This is a genomic window from Nitrosovibrio sp. Nv4 (genome assembly GCF_900215485.1).
Classification (GTDB): domain Bacteria; phylum Pseudomonadota; class Gammaproteobacteria; order Burkholderiales; family Nitrosomonadaceae; genus Nitrosospira.
This window is the reverse complement of sequence record NZ_OCMZ01000001.1, coordinates 818,137-836,646: the sequence shown is the minus strand read 5'-3', so window position 1 is coordinate 836,646 and position 18,510 is coordinate 818,137. Positions and strand designations below refer to the sequence as shown.

Genomic DNA, 18,510 nt, shown 5'->3' with positions numbered 1-18,510 from the left:
ATCCTCGCTTCCAATCATCTCGCGCTAACCATGCCAGAACATCACGGTACAACCATACTTTCGGCGCGACGCGGGAATCAGGTCGCACTCGGAGGCGATGGCCAGGTAACCTTGGGCGCCGTTGTAGCAAAGGCTAGCGCCCGCAAGGTACGCAGGCTTTACCACGACAAGATCCTCGCCGGATTCGCGGGGGGAACAGCTGATGCCTTTACCTTGTTTGAGCGCTTTGAAGGTAAGCTGGAAAGGCATCAGGGCCACCTTATGCGATCGGCCGTGGAACTGGCGAAGGATTGGCGCACCGATCGCATTTTGCGGCGACTGGAAGCGATGCTGATCGTAGCCGATCCATCAACCACCCTCATTATTACTGGCTCCGGGGATGTGATTGAGCCTGAGTTCGGGATTGCTGCGATTGGTAGCGGCGGGTCTTATGCTCACTCTGCCGCTCGCGCGCTTCTGGAGAATACCAGTATGATGCCGTTGGAAATCGTCAAGAAGTCCCTGTCCATCGCGGGCGACCTATGTATCTATACAAATCAGAACCATGTAATCGAGGTGCTTGAAACGTGAAAACCCTGAGCGGTAGATCAGGTATATAAGGTGTAACAAGAGGTGAAGCCCCAGGGAACAAAAGCAACTCCTCTCAAATGAATACCCAGGCAAGACGCGGCGCTTCGCCTATCCGATATTTCTCATTTCTTGCATTTAACATTGACCTGAAATCATGTCTCAACTGACTCCACAGGAAATCGTCCACGAGCTGGACAAGCACATCATAGGGCAGGATGCCGCCAAGCGATCAGTTGCCATTGCCCTCAGAAATCGCTGGCGCCGACAACAGGTAATGGACCCCTTGCGCCAGGAGATTACGCCAAAAAATATTTTGATGATCGGGCCTACCGGCGTAGGCAAGACCGAAATCGCCCGCCGTCTGGCGAAACTGGCCGATGCGCCTTTCATCAAGGTGGAGGCAACCAAATTCACCGAGGTGGGTTATGTCGGGCGCGACGTGGATTCCATTATTCGCGACCTGGCGGAGTCCGCGGTCAAATTGTCGCGTGAACGGGAAACGCATAAAATGCGCGCCCGCGCTGAAGATCACGCCGAAGAGCGCATTCTCGACGTACTGCTGCCCTCAGCAAGGGAAATGGGTTTGCAAGCGGAAGCCGCTGACGGGGAAAATGCCACCCGGCAGAAGTTCCGCAAGAAATTGCGGGAGGGAGAGCTCAATGACAAGGAAATCGAAATCGAGGTGGCGGCGGCGCATAGCCATATGGAAATCTTTGCTCCGCCCGGCATGGAGGAATTGACTACTCAAATTCAAGGGATGTTCCAGAATCTGGGCGGGGAAAGAAAAAAAACACGCAAGCTGAGAATTGGCGAGGCGATGAAACTCATTATCGATGAAGAAGCATCCAAACTCGTCAATGATGAAGAGCTGAAACTGGGCGCCGTGCAGAACGTTGAGCAGAACGGCATCGTCTTCCTTGACGAGATCGATAAGATTACGAGCCGCTCCGAAAGTACGGGAGCCGACGTATCGCGTCAGGGGGTCCAGCGTGACCTGCTGCCATTAGTGGAAGGTACTACGGTTTCCACCAAGTACGGAATGATCAAGACGGATCATATTCTTTTTATCGCAAGTGGCGCATTCCACCTCGCAAAGCCCTCGGATCTGATTCCGGAATTGCAGGGACGCTTTCCCATTCGTGTCGAACTTGCAAGTCTTAGCGCTGACGATTTTGTACAAATCCTCACCAATACGGATGCATGTCTGACACGGCAATACGAGGCGCTCCTGGAAACTGAAGGAATCAAGCTGGAATTTACACCCGATGCGGTAAAGCGCTTGGCGGAGATTGCCTTTGCCGTCAACGAAACGACCGAGAATATCGGCGCAAGGCGCCTTTATACCGCGATGGAGAAGCTTCTGGAAGAGGTTTCCTTCGATGCCGAAAAACATCGCGGTAATACGGTTGTCATTGATGCCGCCTATGTGGATGCCCGGCTCCAAAGCTTGTCCCAAAGCGAGGATTTAGCCCGCTACGTGCTTTAAAGCAAGCCCTGAACAGGTCTTTCTTGTAGCGCGTGGCAACCGGAGGACTGATTCAGTAATTCCTGATTCCGGCCTCGTGTAAAAGAAATGCATCTCAGCCAACCGGCGCACCGGCACGTAATCTGTTACAATCCCAACCTGCGGCGTTCGCTCCACGTCTTCACGCCGTCCTTTCCGTTTTTCAAACTTTACCCGTCTGCCTAAGACTGGCGTCTCGTAACCGGGACGACAGGCCGATGTTACCTTGGAGTTCTATGTCTTTCTCTACCTTCGGCCTGTCCGATGAAATTATCCGTGCCGTGACTGAACGCGGCTATACCAACCCGACTCCCATCCAGTTGCAAGCGATCCCCGCTGTGCTGGTTGGCTGCGACTTGATGGCCGGGGCTCAAACCGGCACTGGCAAGACCGCTGGATTTACCTTGCCCATCCTGCATCGCCTGTCCGACAAAAGCGTCAAGGGGCCATCCAGCGGCCGACCGCCCATACGTGCGTTGATTCTCGTCCCCACACGCGAACTGGCGGCACAGGTGGAGGAAAGCGTACGGGAGTATGGCAAATACCTGAAGCTGAGTTCGATGATTATGATAGGCGGGGTCAACATCAATCCGCAGATCACCCGCCTGAAAAGCCGCGTGGATATTCTGGTCGCCACTCCAGGGCGCTTGCTCGATCATGTGCAGCAAAAAACGCTCGATTTGTCGCAGGTAGAGATCCTTGTGCTGGACGAAGCCGATCGCATGCTCGACATGGGTTTCATTCGCGATATAAAAAAGATACTCGCGCTGTTGCCCAAACAGCGGCAGAATCTGCTGTTCTCGGCCACTTTTTCCGACGAGATCCAGTCGCTGGCCGGCGGCCTGCTAAACAAGCCGGTAAAAATTGAAGTCGCACGTCGCAATGCGACTGCCGACAACGTGACGCATATCGTTCACCCGGTGGATCGTGAACGAAAGCGCGACCTGCTTGCCCATCTTATCACGCAGCACCAGTGGTCGCAGGTGCTGGTATTTACCCGCACCAAGCATGGAGCCAATAAACTGGCTGAGCATCTGGTCGCAAGCGGCATTCCATCGCTCGCCATACACGGCAACAAAAGCCAGTCGGCGCGTACTCGGGCATTGGCGGAATTCAAGACCGGCAGCCTGCAGGTCCTGGTAGCAACCGACATTGCTGCCCGCGGAATCGATATCAGCGAATTACCGCATGTGGTCAACTTTGAATTGCCCAACGTGCCGGAGGATTATGTGCATCGCATCGGACGTACTGGCCGCGCCGGAGCGGAAGGAGATGCCGTCTCGCTAGTGTGCGTGGATGAGCGCAAGCTGCTGACGGATATCGAAAGGTTGATCAAACGGGAGCTATCCAGCAAAGTTATCGCTGGTTTCGAGCCAGACCCCCGCATCAGGGCCGAGCCGATTGTGAATGGTAGCGGCGGGGGACAGCGCCCTATACGAAGCGGGCTGCCCGGGCTATCCGGACATGGTCAACGAAGAGGCCAGCCAGGTAGCAAGGCCCCTGCGGCGCGGATACCTATGGCCGGACCGGTCGGCGGGCGCGCACCTGCGCTGCATCGTTCGGGCGGACGTGGCCGTTAATCCGATTTTTCCCATTCCGACCTAGCAGGAAGCAAGAAGACGAGTCCGAGTCCGGATAACATACCGTTTGAGCAGTACCACCTTTCGACCATTGGAATGCATCCTTTTCGGCGGACATTCCGGCGACTGTACCAACGAGAGGGATAAGGGTCGAATGTACCGCTGACGCTGATGAAATGGAAGCGGAACTACACGAACTGCCCCGCCGCGTAACCGGACGCCCAGGCCCATTGAAAATTGAATCCGCCCAGATGTCCCGTCACGTCAACTACTTCACCGACGAAATAAAGTCCGGGCACTTTCTTCGCTTCCATGGTTTTGGACGATAACTCGCGAGTATCCACCCCGCCCAGCGTCACTTCCGCCTTCTTGTAGCCTGCCGTGCCGTCCGGGATGACCTGCCAGTCATGAAGCTGTGCAGCGATCTGCTTCAATGCCTTGTTACCATACCGGTTTACCGGGACCTCTGCCTGTTCGGGGATGGTGGCTTTGACCCAAGCCTCTGCAAGCCGGCGGGGGAGATGTTGCGTTAACAAATTGGATAACAGCGCACTGCTATGTTTTTGATCAAAAAGCCATGAGGTGACGTCAAGATCCGGTAACAGGTCGATATGAATCGGTGTTCCCGGTTGCCAATATGAAGAAATCTGCAATATCGCCGGGCCGCTCAAACCGCGGTGTGTGATTAACAGGCCGTCGCGGAAACGGGCTCCGTTACAGCTCACTGCCGCATCGACCGCAATTCCGGGAAGTGTCGAAAAACCATCCAATTGCTCGGGTGCGAAGATCAGCGGGACCAGCGCCGGTCGCAGCGGCGTAATGGTGATATTGAACTGCTCTGCGATACGATAGCCGTAAGCACTTGCGCCGATCTGGGGGATGGAAAGGCCTCCGGTTGCGATCACCAATGTGTCGGAGGTCAATGTCCCCCGGTCGGTTTCCAGCATGAACCCAGCGCTGGCCCCGTTGACACGGCTCACATTGTTTACCCGGCATGGCATCTGCCATGCAACGCCTGCGGCGTCGCACTCATGCCGCAGCAGATCGATGATTTGCTGGGAGCTACCGTCGCAAAATAATTGTCCCAGCTTCTTCTCGTGATAAGGGATGTGATGTTTTTCCACCAAAGCGACAAAATCCTGGGGGGTAAAGCGGGCCAGTGCGGATCGGCAGAAATTCGGGTTGTGCGAGAGGAAGTTGTCCGGGCCGGTGTGGCGATTGGTGAAATTACACCGTCCTCCACCGGAGATACGAATTTTTTCGGCCAGCTTGCTCGCATGATCCAGCAGCAATACTGAACGTCCGCGCTTTCCGGCTTCGATGGCGCACATCATCCCCGCCGCGCCAGCGCCTATCACTACTACATCTTTTTTTAATGGCATGTGAGTACACGGCAGCTTGCTGTTATCCAGCCGCTTTACGCCAGACGCTAGCCAGCCACGGCTGCTGTTCGCGGGGCAAACCCTCTGGCCGGTAGTAATGGGTTAGTTCGACGAAATCCGCGTCGGCCATGTAGCGTCTCCAGCTTTCGATATCGTGGTATACGCTGTAACGTCCCTGATTCCAACCCTCCTCGCCGCTGCCGCGCGGGTTGGAACTGAATAATACGCCGCCCGGTTTCAATGTCGCCCAAAGCTCCTTCAGTATACGTGGCAGTTCAGAACCTGGAACATGAAACAGCGAAGCATTGGCGAATACGCCATCGAAGTACTCGTCCGGCAGGTCGAGCCTTAGAAAATCCTGGTGCCAGACTTCACAGCCGCTATGGCTGCGAGCCATGTCGACAAAACGTCCGGCGCCCTCCAGTCCCACTGCGATATGGCCGAGTTGCGAAAAAAGCTTGAGGTCGCGGCCCGGCCCGCAGCCAAAATCCAATATCTTGCAAGGCGGGTCGACTTTGATGTGCTGCAGCAACGCAGCAATATTTTGCCCGACATCGTGGTCTTTCGTGCCCTCCCAGAAGGCCTCCGCACGCTCATTGTAGTGAGCCACTGTAAGATCGGAAATTTTTCCGAGGTTTGCCGGATGGGATTTCATGTGCGCGCGGGGCCCGCGTGCGAAATAAAAACGCTTGGCGCGGCATTTGCAATGCAAGGGCGTAATAGTTCAGCCTGGCAACCGGTGGATTCGCAATGGAACAATAAAGCCACTATTTAGAAACGCCCAGCAATGCACCACGCACTTGCAAATCGCGCATGATTTCCAGCCCTCCCTGAATCACCATTCCGGGCGAGGGATGGCGGCTTTCAGCAGCGACGATTTCAAGCGCCGCTCGACCCGTTTGCTCGGCAGGCGCAAGAAGATCTATCAGACGCGAGGTAAACGCATTGATTTCAGTAAAGCGAACCTGGTCGCTGGAATTACGGAATACCAGCAAGCAGGTTTCTGCTGGGGTGACTCGAACGCGCGGACCAATGCGATGTACAGGCCAGTTATACCGCAGGTTGGCAAGCACCGGATTTAAAACCGGACGCTGTTCCAGCAAGTTGCCTTCCGGATCGATCGCCTCCCAGGCGGGAGTGTCCGCTGAAACAGAAAGCGCGAGCTCTACCCATTCGTAGTGCGCGAGTTCCAGCACGAATTCCGGATAATTCGCAGGTATAGTCCCATCGCTCTGCAGGAATTGGACAAACTCATCCGGAATTTGGCGAAAAAAAGGAGAGCGGCTGTGATGTGTGGCGAGGAACCCGCGCACGAGCCGTTCCCATCGGCGTGCCCCCAGCACCTTTCTTAGTACGGGAAAACAAGCCAGAAGAAAACTCTCAAGGTTATTGTAAACCAGCCTCCTGTATATCCGCATACGCCGCGCTTCAATGCCGCGTGGACAAGGGTTCGCCTTGGCGTCGCGGATATGCGCGGTGAAAGCGTACTGGAAACGCTGAAACTCAGGAAGCGGCGCGGACATGGCTTGCATCGGCATGCCGAGTCTGGACCATGCCAATGCGTTCGACTTCACGCATCAGCTCTTGCAGGGGAGGGATATTGAAGTCACGTTCCAGCAGCGTAGGCGTCACGCCGTGAATGCAATACGTTTGATCGAGCAATGACCATACCGGGTCGATCACGTCCGCACCGTGCGTATCAATGATGATATTATCCGCTTCATTGTGGTGGCCGGCCATATGCATGTAAACAATGCGTTCGGTGGGCATGGCGCGGATGAACTCTATCGGATCATAGTCATGATTTATGCTATTGACGTAGACGTTATTGATGTCGAGATGCAGATCGCAATCCGCCTCGGTCAATACAGCACGGATAAAGTCCGCTTCGCTCATTTCCGTGATGGGTGCACGCAAGTAAAACGAAGCGTTTTCCAGCGCGATGCGGCGCTCCAGAATATCCTGAGCGCGACGAACGCGGGCAGCAACATAGCTCACTGCTTCTTCAGTGAACGGTATTGGAAGGAGATCGTATAGATGTCCGTCGTCCGAGCAGTAGGAAAGATGCTCGGTATAAAAGAGGATGTGATGCTGATCCAGGAATTGTCGAATCTTTTGCAGTAACACCTCATCCAATGGCGCCGGACTACCGATGGATAACGAAAGACCATGGCAGACGAACGGGAAGCGCTCAGTGAAGTTGCGCAAATCACGTCCGGCCACACCGCCGAGATCAATCCAGTTTTCCGGGGCGATTTCGAAGAAATCGATGGCATCGGGAACATGGGCTTTTAACGCTGGAATTAACTCGCGCCGAAAACCCAGTCCCACACTGGCCAAATCCAAGGCTTTCATGGTAAACAGATGTTACTTCTTCATCCCGCCATGTGGCGCTGTAGACGGCGCTGAGCTGGGCCCAGGTTTGGTCCCCCCATAGCTGTCGGCTTCAGGTTGATCGACAGCGCCATCCTTATTGGCGTCTATTCTGTCGAATATCGCTTCGTGATGCTTGAGAAATTCTTCCTTGGTGACCTTGCCATCCTTGTTGACGTCTACCATCGACATGCCGCATCTACCTTCGCCAGATTTCGCTTCGCCGGATTTCGCTCCACCGTATTTATTGGGGTCCACCTTATCCGCATAAGCCAGGACGTATCCCTTATCCAAGGATTGAATTTCAAAAGGGCTAGCCGTCGAGGCGAGGGGTACAGCACTGAGCGTAGCGGCAAAGGCGGAGCCAACCGCCAGGGAAATCATGGTTTTTTTGTTGCGCATAGTATCGTCTCCTAAATTTTGGACGAAATATTATGTCACAATTTGAGAAGAGCAGGCACCGGCTTCCGCAAGGAGACTCCATGCAATGGAAGCTGTTCCCGCTTTCTTGACTTTACTTACAATGGGCGGCAGCTACCAGATGCCTTGCCCACGGCAGGTAATTTTTTAGCTATTTACCATTACCGCACTTGCCTTCGCCGCACTTTCCCTCGCCGCATTTGCCTTCGCCGTCTTTCTTGTCGCTATATTGATGGGCGTCGCTCATCATATAGCCCTTGTCGAGCAGTTGCATGCCAAAAGGGTTGTAATTCGCTGAAGCAACGGGCACGGCGCCGAGCGTGACGGCAAAAGCGGAACCAACTGCTATGGATATGATGGATTTCTTTCTAGACATGGTGTTCTCCTATATGGGATGAGTGGATACTGCGTTATTGCTCATTGGGAAGTCGCGCGTTTAGTTTTATGAAATTTAACATATATTTCGAGAGAAGTGGGGACACAATGTCGTACTTTTCGATGAACAGGACCCATAAGGAAAAGAGAAGCGCCCTATCGCGATAGCTCGGTTTGAACCATATAAGGGGATGCCGTATTTATTTTTTCCAAGGGGGTATCCAAGCAATGTGAATTCTGCAAGAATTCCTGCTGTCGTGTAAGGTGTGTTTCATGCGAACTGGCTGATCGGAGGCATCCACAAGGTTCTAAAATATGAGTCATGCCCTTTTAATTTGCTCTCGGCGGATTTTCCCGGAATTTATCTTTTATGTTCTCCTTCAGGTTCTTATTGGAGTCGAATTGACTTTGGTGCATGACACTTCAAGCCGGACATTAAATCTACTTGCTGTATAATATCATTTTCTGTAAAAGCGTCTTCATACGTAACTGGGAATATAGAGGGAATACTACAAATGCCGCAAGAACTGCGTAAACAAGCCCTTCCTTACAAACCGAAGAAGGGAGAGAGCTACATGAGCTCCCAGCAGCTTATGCATTTCAGAAGCATACTGGAAGGCATTAAAGTTGAGTTGGGGCAAGATATAGACCGCACTGTTCACACCATGCAGGATGAGGCCACAATTTTCGCCGACCCTAATGATCGCGCAAGCCAGGAATCAGACATGGCGCTGGAATTGCGGAATCGTGATCGTGAACGCAAGCTGATCAAGAAAATCGACGAGACCATTGCCAAAATAGATACCGGCGATTACGGTTACTGTGAAAGTTGCGGCGTGGAAATCGGTCTTAAACGTCTTGAAGCGCGTCCCACCGCCACTCTGTGCATCGACTGCAAAACGCTGGACGAGATAAGAGAAAAGCAGGTGGCTAAATAAAATAAAGCCATATCCGCCTGGTTTTTACCGCACCTTGATCATACATTACAAAAAAAGCCCCTATCTCGCGATCGGGGCTTTTTTATGCCATTGAAGAAACCTGACTGTATCTGCGCCTGCCCGCTTAACAGGGGCGGAGCGGAGACAGGAGTGAATCTGTTTTGTTCAAGGAACTACAATCAGGAACCACAATTTCATAATATTTCAGTAACTATACTCATGTTGCCGCAGTGTCGGTAACCTCGGCCGCAATCGCCTTCATACTGAGACGCAGGCGACCCTTATCATCGGCCTCCAGGACCTTCACGCGCACCACCTGACCTTCCTTGAGATGGTCAGCCACGTTATTGACCCGCTCATTGGCAATTTGCGAGATATGCAATAATCCATCCTTGCCTGGCAGAACGCTCACGATTGCGCCAAAATCCAGAAGTTTCAGGACGGTTCCGTCGTATGTTCTTCCGACCTCAACCTCGGCAGTAATATCCTCGATACGCTTTCTCGCCAGTTCGCCGCCTTCCGCATTAATACAGGCGATCATAACGGTGCCATCGTCAGCGATATCGATTGTAGTTCCGGTCTCTTCGGTTAACGCACGGATAACCGCGCCGCCCTTGCCGATCACGTCACGGATTTTCTCGGGATTGATCTTTATCTTGATGATACGCGGGGCATGTTCTGAAATATCCTCACGCGTCGTCGGCAGCGCCTGTTTCATAATCTCGAGGATATGCATGCGCCCTTCTTTGGCTTGTATCAGCGCAGCTTGCAAAATCTCCTTGGTAATTCCCTGGATCTTGATATCCATCTGTAGCGCGGTGATACCCTTTTCCGTGCCGGCTACTTTAAAATCCATATCGCCCAGATGATCTTCGTCCCCAAGGATATCGGTCAGCACGGCAAATCTGTTGCCGTCTTTGATCAACCCCATGGCGATACCCGCCACATGCGCCTTCAGCGGCACGCCAGCGTCCATTAATGCAAGACAACCACCGCATACCGACGCCATGGAACTGGAACCATTCGACTCTGTAATCTCGGATACAACCCGGAGCGAATAACCAAACTCTTCGGGCGAAGGAAGTACAGCAACCAGCGCTCGCTTGGCAAGACGTCCATGACCGATTTCACGACGCTTGGGAGTTCCTACACGGCCAGTCTCGCCAGTGGCGTACGGCGGCATGTTATAGTGAAGCATAAAACGTTCGGAGTAGTCTCCCTGCAGCGCATCAATTTTCTGTTCATCACGTCCCGTGCCCAGTGTTGCAACGACCAGCGCCTGGGTTTCTCCGCGAGTAAACAGAGCAGAGCCGTGCGTTCTCGGTAACAGTCCGTTGCGGATGGTAATGGGACGCACGGTTCGGGTGTCGCGCCCGTCTATGCGAGGCTCACCGTCCAGAATCTGGGAACGCACGATCTTCGATTCCAGAGCAAAGCAGGCTTCCTTCACAGCCTGCGCATCGGGTCCGCCTTCAGCGCCGACGCCGACTTCGGTAAACACCCTTGTCCAGATACTGTCTATGGTTTCGGACCGTGTCTGTTTCTGCTTTAGCTGGAATGCAGCACGCAAATCGTCTTCCGCCAGTTCGGCAATTTGCGCCGCCAGAACAGAATCGCGCGGCGCAGGTGCCCAATCCCATGCGGTCACTCCCGCTTCGTCGGCCAACTCGTTGATGGCGTGGATTGCTGCCTGCATTTGTTGGTGACCGTAGATGACAGCACCAAGCATGACATCTTCGGGCAATTCCATCGCCTCGGACTCCACCATCAGCACAGCTTGCTGTGTGCCTGCCACCACCAGATTCAATTGGGTTTGCTTCAGTTGGCTGGTGGCGGGATTAAGGATATATTCACCGTTAACATAGCCGACGCGAGCAGCACCTATAGGTCCCTGAAAGGGAATACCGGAAAGGACCAGTGCTGCAGATGCGCCTAGCATGGCGGGTATATCGGAGTCCACTTCGTTATCGGACGACAGGACGGTGGCCACGATCTGTACTTCATTGTAAAAATTTTCTGGAAATAGCGGACGAACGGGACGATCAATCAGGCGGGATGTAAGGATTTCTTTCTCGGACGGGCGGCCTTCACGCTTGAAAAAACTACCCGGTATTCTACCGGCGGCGTAGGTTCTTTCCTGATAATCCACGGTCAGCGGGAAAAAATCCTGCCCCTGTTTAGCGTTTTTTGCACCCACCACAGTCACAAGGACTACGGTATCACCCATGGTAACGATTACTGCGCCGTGCGCCTGCCTTGCTATTTCGCCAGTTTCAAATGTTAGTTGATGGGACCCGTATGTAATGCTTTTCTTGATTTTCAATTAACTACCTTTTTCAATAAAATCATCCGTTTCGCTTTTGCGTCAAACCGATATAGCCGAATTGTTGACTCTGCTCCTGGAAATAGCAGTTCAATTGATCCCGCCGCTCTCTCATCAGGGATCGCTACCTATTTACGCAAGCCAAGGCGTTCGATTAGCGCACGATAACTATCTTCGCTGCTGCGCTTCAGGTAATCCAGCAGCTTGCGGCGACGGCTTACCATACGCAATAAACCGCGGCGAGAATGATGGTCCTTGACATGCGCTTTGAAATGATTGGTCAAGTCGTTGATACGAGCGGTCAATAACGCCACTTGCACTTCGGGAGAACCAGTATCTCCAGTTGCTCGTTGATAGTCGCGTACCACCTGTGCTTTTTGATCGGTTGTTACTGCCATGCTGCTCTCCATGATGCCCAATGGGAAAGGGCGATATTTTACTCTTTAACCGGGTTACTTCTCAAGTAATGTGATGACTTTATTTCATGTTCCCCGGTTCTCGGATGATATATTTGTGATATATCTGTTATCTGCTCCGTACAAGATAGGCGGACGCTACACGTAACCCTGAAATCCTGCTTTACCCTCTTACTTTGTCCCCTCATTTCTCTTAGTCTGACACATATCCGTGAGCGGATGGGGGAAGACGTCGGGAAACACCCATTTCCGTGTCGGCATATCGCGCTACAGTGGACAAAGTGGAGCATGCGGCGCGCGAGTCTTTCGCCAGGCGCAGCAACGTGCCGAGAGTCAGGGATCGTCGCATCAGCAGTGGCAAAAGGCGGCGCAGGTCGGCGCTTCCATCCGGACGCACAGCATGGAGCAGAACTGGCGGGGGTGAGAATTCGACCGGATCCGAGATCGCTCGCACTGCCAGGAACGGTAAACCGGCATGAGCCGCAGCCTCTGCCACCGCACCGCTTTCCATATCCACCGCACACGCTCCGGTAGCTTGAGCCAGTTCACGTTTCGCAGTGGCCGAGGTCAGCACCGCCCTGCTCGCAGCCAATATCCCACCGCTAACACGCAAGTGGTCGGGCAGGCGCTGCCGAAAGCGGTCCCGCCAGCCCAGGTCGATTTGCAACGAGTGACCGGCATGGATCGACTCCGGCAATATCAGATGTCCCGGGTGAAGGTTTGCATCCAATGCGCCTGCAAACCCGAAACTGATCAGGGCCGTCGCGCCTCCGGTCCTGAGTCCTTCTGCTGCTTCCCGGGCCGCCGCTTCGCCCATGCCGCAGAGCCATATTGCTGCGTTCTCTCCCAGGCTGATCCTTTGGTTAAAAGGCAGCCGATGCGCCGTTATACAGCGAGCTTCCACTCGCAATGCCGTGACAATGCCAACCGCCCTCACGCAGAAATCTTCCGGCTCAACGCATGGAATCTGGTCAAGGCCCACAGTGGGAAATACTTCGAATAGCCGTAATATTTCAGATAGAAAACCCTCGGGAAACCGGGGGCGGTAAACCAAGGCTCATACCAGAGCCCGTCACCACTTTGCTCGCGCAACAGGTACTCGATCCCCCGATGCACTTCCTGACTATGCTCTTCTCCTACTGCCATCAAACCCAGCAGCGCCCAAGCCGTTTGGAAAGATGTGCTCCTTTCAAACCGGCCGGCCTTCTGAGGTTCGGCATAACTGTCATTGCTTTCGCCCCAACCCCCGTCATCGCGCTGCACCGACTTTAGCCATTGGATCGCCCGCCGAATGGCGAGGTGACCGGTATCTACGCGAGCCAGGCGGAAGGCCTCCAGCACGGACCAGGTGCCGTAAATGTAATTGCTTCCCCAGCGACCGAACCAGGCGCCACTGGATTCCTGCTCGCGGAATAGATAAGTCAGACCTCGCTCCACGACATCCCTATGCCTGGACTCGCCATATAAAGCGAGAAAGCCGGTGCAACGGGCGGTCACGTCGCTGGTAGGCGGATCGAGCAAAGCGCCATGATCGGCAAATGGAATTTCGTTGAGATAGTAATAAGTATTGTTGGTATCGAAAGCTGCAAAACCGCCGTTGCGGGATTGCATGCCGGCCAGCCAGTCCGCAGCGCGGACTATGCTTTCGCGGTAAGCGTGAGGGTCTGCCTGATGCAGGGCCCAGGCCACCGCAGCGGTGTCGTCAAGATCCGGGTAATGGGGATTGGCGTACTGGAAGGCCCAGCCTCCCCCCGGCAAGTCAGGATGTTCTTCCTGCCAGTCCGCCGGCGCGTCGAGTATCTGGCTGGGGATGAGCCAGTCAAGCGCCTTCCGGATGGGCTTCTGATCGGTAGCGACGTCCTCCTGGATGGCGAGACATGTCAGAACGGTATCCCATACCGGCGATACGCAAGGCTGACACCAGACGCGCTCACCTTCGTCTACCAGCAGTCCCCGCAGCGCCTGGCGGCACTGCTCCCGGTAAGGATGCTCATAAGGATAGCCCAGCAACGCCAGTGCCTCACCGGCATTTACAATGGCGGGGAATATACCTCCAAGGCCGGAATCGCCGTTGAGCCGCTCCACTATCCAGCGTTCGGCACGGCGTAGCGCAACGCGGCGCAGCGCGTGTGGAATGAACGACTCGAATAGCGAAGCGGTTCGCTCCAGCACCAGAAACAGGCGGTTGAGACTGGTGCGCACCGGAAAGTAGTTCCGTTCTTCCTCCGGAGACACTGTAAACAGTTCGCGGATGTGAACCTTGCGCGGGTTTGCCGCATGGGCTTTCAAGCTGCATAGAATGGATAGCGGTATCGTGACGGTGCGAGACCAGTATGCCACCTTGCTCAGATGGAAAGGAAACCACCGGGGCAACAGAATGATTTCCACCGGTACAAATGGAACGCCGCGCCACGGAAGCTGCCCATACATCGCGAGCAATATCCGCGTGAAAACATTTGCCCGGGCCGCGCCCCCGTGTTTCAAAACGGCTGCGCGCGCGCGCTTCATGTGCGGCGCATCCGGCGAATCGCCGACGATTTTCAGGGCGTAATAAGCCTTGATCGTACAGCTCAGGTCAAACTCGCCGCCGTAGTACAACGGCCAGCCGCCATGCGCTGGATCCTGCTTTTCACGGATAAACCGGGCAAGCCTGACTTCCAGATCGACATCGATATCATCCATGAAGTGCATCATCAGCACATACTCGGCTGGGATCGTGCAGTCCGCCTCCAGCGGAAAACACCAATGACCATCCTCTTTCTGCTGGGACAGCAGTGCATTACGCGCCGCGGCCAATCCATCTTCCAGGGGTGTTGTTGTTGTAATAGTTGAATTCTGATGTCGATCTCGGGAAGACAATCTGGCGGCACCTCCAAATCTGTTCATATTTTTACCTGAATTGCCTTCCGGCGGGATCGGAATAAACCCAGCTGGTTGGCGTGAAAGTAATTGCAGAAATAGCTTTTTTTTGCATGAGCCGGTTTAAATGCATTTGATGACGCGAGTATTTGTGACCTTCGGATATGAGCGCGCCATTCGCAAATAGAGCGTCAGCGTAGCGGCTCGGCTACGGCCTCATTCCGTACGGTATCGTCGAACAGTGGATCGTCGTAGGTCTCGGGCGGGGGATCCCCGTCATAGATCAAATGCTTGCGCTGTTGCAAAAATCCCTCGCGGACAAACAGATAAGGATCCAGGGCCGCCTGGTCACGAACGCGCATGGGACCTGATAACCTGGCGCGCTTGTCAATAATGCTTAAAACCGTGACCGGACCGACAATTGCTGTGCTGGCAACGGTGCCGGCATAAAACAAAAGATTGCTGAAAACACTTACGGGAATACCTGGCGCATCCCGGTAGGTGCTGGGACCGATCAGAGGGACAAAAAGATAAGACCCCGTGTTAACTCCCCAAACACCCAATGTCTGCCCAAAGTCTTCGTCATGCTGCGGCAAGCCCATGGGCGCGGCCATATCAAATAATCCACCCAGACCAACTGTCGAATTGACGACAAATCGCAAACTATCCTGGAAGCCCTGCCTTACCTTGCCTTGTAAAAAATCGTTCAGAATAACGTTCGGGTATGCAAGGTTGTCATAAAAGTTTCCAATCGAACGCTGCATCGGGTCAGGCACATACTTTATATAAACATCGGCAACCGGCGCCAGAACATTCCGGTCGATTACATCCGTAAAGTTATAGAATTTGCGATTGGTCTCTTCATTGGGATCTACCGGATCTATGCTTGCTTCGTTTGGATGCGTGGTGGCGCAACCGGTAAACAGTAATGCGCATACTAGCGGTAGGGCGGTTGTCCGGCTATGCGTCATGATCAGTAGGAAGCAGCCAATCTTGTTAGTTCTGGAGCACTCCGAGATTTATGGTATTTCTCGATGCGATTAAACCATTAGAAGGTGCGAAGTATAAACAATAATTACCCAACTAGACATAGTTATCGGACGATCACGCCTCTGCACGCTGAGCCGGAGGACGCAGCAATGTGGGCAGTATCACCAGAGTGCAGATGAGCGTAAAAGTGAGCCCCACAGTAAGCATTATTCCCATACTGGCAGTACCCCGGTGCGATGAAAACATGAGACTTGCGAAATCAACCAGGGCAGTCAAAGCGCTGTAAAAAATGGCGCGCGCAGTACTGGTGTGAATCAGAATTTCGCTCACCAGCTCCTTATTCAAACTTCGGTGCACCATGTGCAGGCTGCTGTCGATACCCAGACCCAGCAGAAGCGGCAGGGCGATAATATTGGCAAAGTTGAACGGTACGTTCAATAGGACGGTGAATGTGGCAGTGAACAAACTGGACAGCAAAAGTGGGAGCAGAACCAGCAAGGTATACTTCACGCTACGCAATATTATCAACAACGCTATGATAATCCCGACCAGTGCCAGCAGGAACGCCTGAACGAATGCCTGCACCACTGCCTCGCCTGCCTCAAGGCTCACCATGGGTGCGCCGGTGGCGTTCGGCGCCTCTTGCTGCACTGCCCGCACAAAACGCCTGAGTGCATCGTTGTCGTTGAGATCTTCTGCTGGATAGATGACCAATCGATAGTCACCTGACCGGCTGCGCCACCGGCTGGCTAAAGATGTCGGCAAATCCTGCTGACCAAATGGAGTCGCTTCAGTAGCGGTGCGCAGGCTCTGCAAAGCGGAAGGCAGCGTCGCGAGCAGATCGTTTTCCACCGAATTGAGCAGGCTGCGCCTCTCGTCGAGGCTGGCGCCGTCGAGCCGGGCAAACAGTGCAGCAAGGGACGATTTTAGCTCACGGGCGGTTGCCGAAGCAGGGTGATCGGGACGCTCGGCAATAAATCGGTCTAATGCAACAGCCAGCGCCTCCAATGCGTTACGCTGCTGCACCGGGATTTCATCGCCCTTTCCCGCAGCCTGGCTTGAAAAGGTAATCGGTCCCATCGTAAGCGCCATTTCCTCGATAAGCTGGAGTTTCTCCTCCTGCTCCGCCGGCACGAAATCGAGGATCGTGACTACATTTTTCACTTCAGGGAGCTTGGTCAGCTGCTGAGCCAGACGTTCTGCTTCCTTACGATCGTTGGCCAGTGCGGTTGCGTGCCAGGGGGAATGATCAGCTTCCGCAAGCAGTTCCCGAAAAGTCTTTACTGCTTCTCCCTGTGGATCCTGCATATTCAGCAAATTGTAATCAAACGTTACCTGAGGCAATATTGCAAGTGCGGCAACCGAAGCGACCAAGGTTAGGGCGTAGGTGACCTTGTGCCACTTCAACGATAGCTCGAGCACTCTGCCCACGGAGGCTTTTGCAGTCGATTTCGCTGGCAGCCGTCTTGGCAGGTAGCGCAACAGGGCAGGGCCTACGGTAAGCGTAACAAGCAGACTGATGATCATGCCGGTACCGGAGATGATTCCCAACTCCGCTACCCCGCTATAGTCCGTAGGCATGAATGCGTAGAAGCCGATGGCATTGGTAATTGTGCACGCCGTCAGTGCGGCCCCGGCATCGCCTCCGGATATCTTCATTGCCTCGACTGGCTGAGCGCCATTTTCCAGAATTTCACGGTACCGCAGCAGAAAATGGATAGCAAAGTCCGCACCCAAACCGATGTATAGGACCGCAAAGGCGATGGAAATTATATTCAGGTGACCCACGGCGACAGTGGCAAACGCCGCAGTGAGGATCAGGCCCAATGTCAGGCAGACGAGTACGTTGAGTATTAGTCCGGGGGTCCGCATTGCAAAATAGAGCACCACCACCACCATTACGAACGTGATTATTCCCGCGTACTCCATGCCGCGCAGCGAAGTGTTGAGTTCCTCTTCTGCCAACGCTACTTCCCCGGTAATTCGCAATCGAACCGGGCTTTCCCCCGTCACCCCGACGTCTTTTGCGGCAGCATGCAGGGCTGCTATGGATTGTTCTGCCGGGAATAGTTGACTGTAATCAAGCCTCGGTTTTACTACGATCAGCTCCTGGTACTTGCTTTTCTGTGGCTCGGCATTGAACAGTGATTGCCAGGATAACGCCCTGGGCGATTCGCGGAGCCGTGCGTCCAACGTCGCGCTTATCCCGCTTAACACCGGTCGCAGCTCCATGCTGCGTCCCTTATGCAACTCCTCCACCGCCCGCGTCAGCACATCGGCAAAAGCCGTCAAGGTGGGTTCCTGGGCAATATGCGCGATCAGCGGCTGTGCAGCGGCGAGTCGGTCAGTGATCTGTTCCAGCTCCGGAACACTTTCGTAGAGCAAGCCATTGCGCTCAAAAAAATCGCCGGCATTGGGAGCATAGACATCATGAAAATTCGCGGTATCCTTTTTTAGCCGCGCAGCGAGACGTTCTGTCGCCATGCGAGCCTGCTCTGGTGTGGGAGCATCCAGCACTATCAGCAGCGTTTCCATATCCTGCGGAAACGTTTCATTGTAATGCTTCATATTGACGCGAAACGGCAAGTGCTCCGAGAGCATCTCTGTGGTATCGGTATTCATACCCAGATTGCGCGAAACATATATGCCGCTTGCCACGGCTACCAGCAGCGCTATGAGAAGAACCCAGCCGCCGTAACGATAGGAAATGGTGGACCAGCGCGCGAAGAGGTCGTAGATGCGGCTATGGGAAGCTTTGTTTGATGTGGTCATGCTTCAGG

The 18,510-nt window shown here is 54.0% G+C and carries 16 protein-coding genes; 4 read left to right on the top strand and 12 right to left on the bottom strand.

The window, feature by feature from the left end; genetic code table 11:
- Positions 1 to 30 precede the first annotated feature (30 nt).
- From hslV to CRO05_RS03720, 3 genes are all read left to right on the top strand, one after another.
- Positions 31 to 570: an ATP-dependent protease subunit HslV gene (gene hslV, locus CRO05_RS03730; protein WP_097065868.1), complete on the top strand. Its 540-nt coding sequence runs from the start codon at positions 31 to 33 to the stop codon at positions 568 to 570.
- 154 nt (positions 571 to 724) lie between these two features.
- On the top strand, positions 725 to 2,056 hold the full coding sequence (gene hslU, locus CRO05_RS03725) for an ATP-dependent protease ATPase subunit HslU (RefSeq protein ID WP_097065867.1): 1,332 nt from the start codon (positions 725 to 727) through the stop codon (positions 2,054 to 2,056).
- A 254-nt stretch (positions 2,057 to 2,310) separates the two neighbouring features.
- Positions 2,311 to 3,654 (top strand): DEAD/DEAH box helicase, encoded by a 1,344-nt coding sequence (locus tag CRO05_RS03720; RefSeq protein WP_097065866.1) that lies wholly within the window; start codon positions 2,311 to 2,313, stop codon positions 3,652 to 3,654.
- Between the two features lie 188 nt (positions 3,655 to 3,842).
- Here the strand turns inward: CRO05_RS03720 and CRO05_RS03715 are convergent, their stop codons facing one another.
- The 6 genes from CRO05_RS03715 to CRO05_RS03690 all read right to left on the bottom strand — a co-directional run bounded on the left by CRO05_RS03715 (position 3,843) and on the right by CRO05_RS03690 (position 8,205).
- On the bottom strand, positions 3,843 to 5,036 hold the full coding sequence (locus CRO05_RS03715; RefSeq protein WP_097065865.1) for an NAD(P)/FAD-dependent oxidoreductase: 1,194 nt from the start codon (positions 5,034 to 5,036) through the stop codon (positions 3,843 to 3,845).
- Between the two features lie 22 nt (positions 5,037 to 5,058).
- Positions 5,059 to 5,691 (bottom strand): bifunctional 2-polyprenyl-6-hydroxyphenol methylase/3-demethylubiquinol 3-O-methyltransferase UbiG, encoded by a 633-nt coding sequence (locus tag CRO05_RS03710; protein WP_097066649.1) that lies wholly within the window; start codon positions 5,689 to 5,691, stop codon positions 5,059 to 5,061.
- Positions 5,692 to 5,803: 112 nt separating this feature from the next.
- Positions 5,804 to 6,559 carry a DUF2063 domain-containing protein gene (locus CRO05_RS03705; protein ID WP_097066648.1) on the bottom strand — a complete coding sequence of 252 codons (756 nt, stop codon included), beginning with the start codon at positions 6,557 to 6,559 and terminating at the stop codon, positions 5,804 to 5,806.
- Entirely contained in the window at positions 6,540 to 7,391 is an 852-nt protein-coding gene (locus CRO05_RS03700) for a DUF692 domain-containing protein (protein WP_097065864.1), read from the bottom strand. Before CRO05_RS03700 ends, CRO05_RS03705 begins: the two co-directional genes overlap by 20 nt.
- Positions 7,392 to 7,403: 12 nt before the next feature.
- Positions 7,404 to 7,811 carry a hypothetical protein gene (locus CRO05_RS03695; RefSeq protein ID WP_097065863.1) on the bottom strand — a complete coding sequence of 136 codons (408 nt, stop codon included), beginning with the start codon at positions 7,809 to 7,811 and terminating at the stop codon, positions 7,404 to 7,406.
- A 169-nt stretch (positions 7,812 to 7,980) separates the two neighbouring features.
- Complete coding sequence (locus CRO05_RS03690; RefSeq protein ID WP_181319732.1) at positions 7,981 to 8,205, bottom strand: low-complexity protein; 225 nt, start codon at positions 8,203 to 8,205, stop codon at positions 7,981 to 7,983.
- A 514-nt stretch (positions 8,206 to 8,719) separates the two neighbouring features.
- On the opposite strand from CRO05_RS03690, the gene dksA reads away from it, so the two are divergent.
- Entirely contained in the window at positions 8,720 to 9,142 is a 423-nt protein-coding gene (gene dksA / locus CRO05_RS03685; protein ID WP_097065862.1) for an RNA polymerase-binding protein DksA, read from the top strand.
- A 217-nt stretch (positions 9,143 to 9,359) separates the two neighbouring features.
- On the opposite strand, the gene pnp is transcribed toward dksA, so the two are convergent.
- From pnp to CRO05_RS03655, 6 genes are all read right to left on the bottom strand, one after another.
- A complete protein-coding gene (pnp, locus tag CRO05_RS03680) occupies positions 9,360 to 11,465 on the bottom strand; it encodes a polyribonucleotide nucleotidyltransferase (protein WP_097065861.1) in 2,106 nt (701 codons plus the stop codon).
- Between the two features lie 128 nt (positions 11,466 to 11,593).
- Positions 11,594 to 11,863: a 30S ribosomal protein S15 gene (gene rpsO, locus CRO05_RS03675; protein WP_097065860.1), complete on the bottom strand. Its 270-nt coding sequence runs from the start codon at positions 11,861 to 11,863 to the stop codon at positions 11,594 to 11,596.
- A gap of 211 nt (positions 11,864 to 12,074) precedes the next feature.
- Positions 12,075 to 12,818, bottom strand: a complete 744-nt coding sequence (locus CRO05_RS03670; protein ID WP_097065859.1) for a phosphorylase — start codon at positions 12,816 to 12,818, stop codon at positions 12,075 to 12,077.
- Positions 12,815 to 14,767, bottom strand: a complete 1,953-nt coding sequence (shc, locus tag CRO05_RS03665; protein ID WP_097065858.1) for a squalene--hopene cyclase — start codon at positions 14,765 to 14,767, stop codon at positions 12,815 to 12,817. Before shc ends, CRO05_RS03670 begins: the two co-directional genes overlap by 4 nt.
- Before the next feature lie 164 nt (positions 14,768 to 14,931).
- Positions 14,932 to 15,711, bottom strand: coding sequence for a VacJ family lipoprotein (locus CRO05_RS03660; RefSeq protein WP_097065857.1), 780 nt, complete (start codon positions 15,709 to 15,711; stop codon positions 14,932 to 14,934).
- A gap of 133 nt (positions 15,712 to 15,844) precedes the next feature.
- Positions 15,845 to 18,502 carry an MMPL family transporter gene (locus CRO05_RS03655; RefSeq protein ID WP_097065856.1) on the bottom strand — a complete coding sequence of 886 codons (2,658 nt, stop codon included), beginning with the start codon at positions 18,500 to 18,502 and terminating at the stop codon, positions 15,845 to 15,847.
- Positions 18,503 to 18,510: the final 8 nt, after the last annotated feature.

Bases quoted from the DNA above. Each gene is read 5' to 3' on its own strand.
- hslU (WP_097065867.1), top strand. From the start codon at position 725: ATGTCTCAACTGACTCCACAGGAAATCGTCCACGAGCTGGACAAGCAC.
- CRO05_RS03660 (WP_097065857.1), bottom strand. From the start codon at position 15,711: ATGACGCATAGCCGGACAACCGCCCTACCGCTAGTATGCGCATTACTG.
- CRO05_RS03655 (WP_097065856.1), bottom strand. From the start codon at position 18,502: ATGACCACATCAAACAAAGCTTCCCATAGCCGCATCTACGACCTCTTC.
- CRO05_RS03695 (WP_097065863.1), bottom strand. From the start codon at position 7,811: ATGCGCAACAAAAAAACCATGATTTCCCTGGCGGTTGGCTCCGCCTTT.
- hslV (WP_097065868.1), top strand. From the start codon at position 31: ATGCCAGAACATCACGGTACAACCATACTTTCGGCGCGACGCGGGAAT.
- CRO05_RS03715 (WP_097065865.1), bottom strand. From the start codon at position 5,036: ATGCCATTAAAAAAAGATGTAGTAGTGATAGGCGCTGGCGCGGCGGGG.
- rpsO (WP_097065860.1), bottom strand. From the start codon at position 11,863: ATGGCAGTAACAACCGATCAAAAAGCACAGGTGGTACGCGACTATCAA.
- CRO05_RS03720 (WP_097065866.1), top strand. From the start codon at position 2,311: ATGTCTTTCTCTACCTTCGGCCTGTCCGATGAAATTATCCGTGCCGTG.
- CRO05_RS03710 (WP_097066649.1), bottom strand. From the start codon at position 5,691: ATGAAATCCCATCCGGCAAACCTCGGAAAAATTTCCGATCTTACAGTG.
- CRO05_RS03705 (WP_097066648.1), bottom strand. From the start codon at position 6,559: ATGTCCGCGCCGCTTCCTGAGTTTCAGCGTTTCCAGTACGCTTTCACC.
- CRO05_RS03700 (WP_097065864.1), bottom strand. From the start codon at position 7,391: ATGAAAGCCTTGGATTTGGCCAGTGTGGGACTGGGTTTTCGGCGCGAG.
- CRO05_RS03690 (WP_181319732.1), bottom strand. From the start codon at position 8,205: ATGTCTAGAAAGAAATCCATCATATCCATAGCAGTTGGTTCCGCTTTT.
- dksA (WP_097065862.1), top strand. From the start codon at position 8,720: ATGCCGCAAGAACTGCGTAAACAAGCCCTTCCTTACAAACCGAAGAAG.
- shc (WP_097065858.1), bottom strand. From the start codon at position 14,767: ATGAACAGATTTGGAGGTGCCGCCAGATTGTCTTCCCGAGATCGACAT.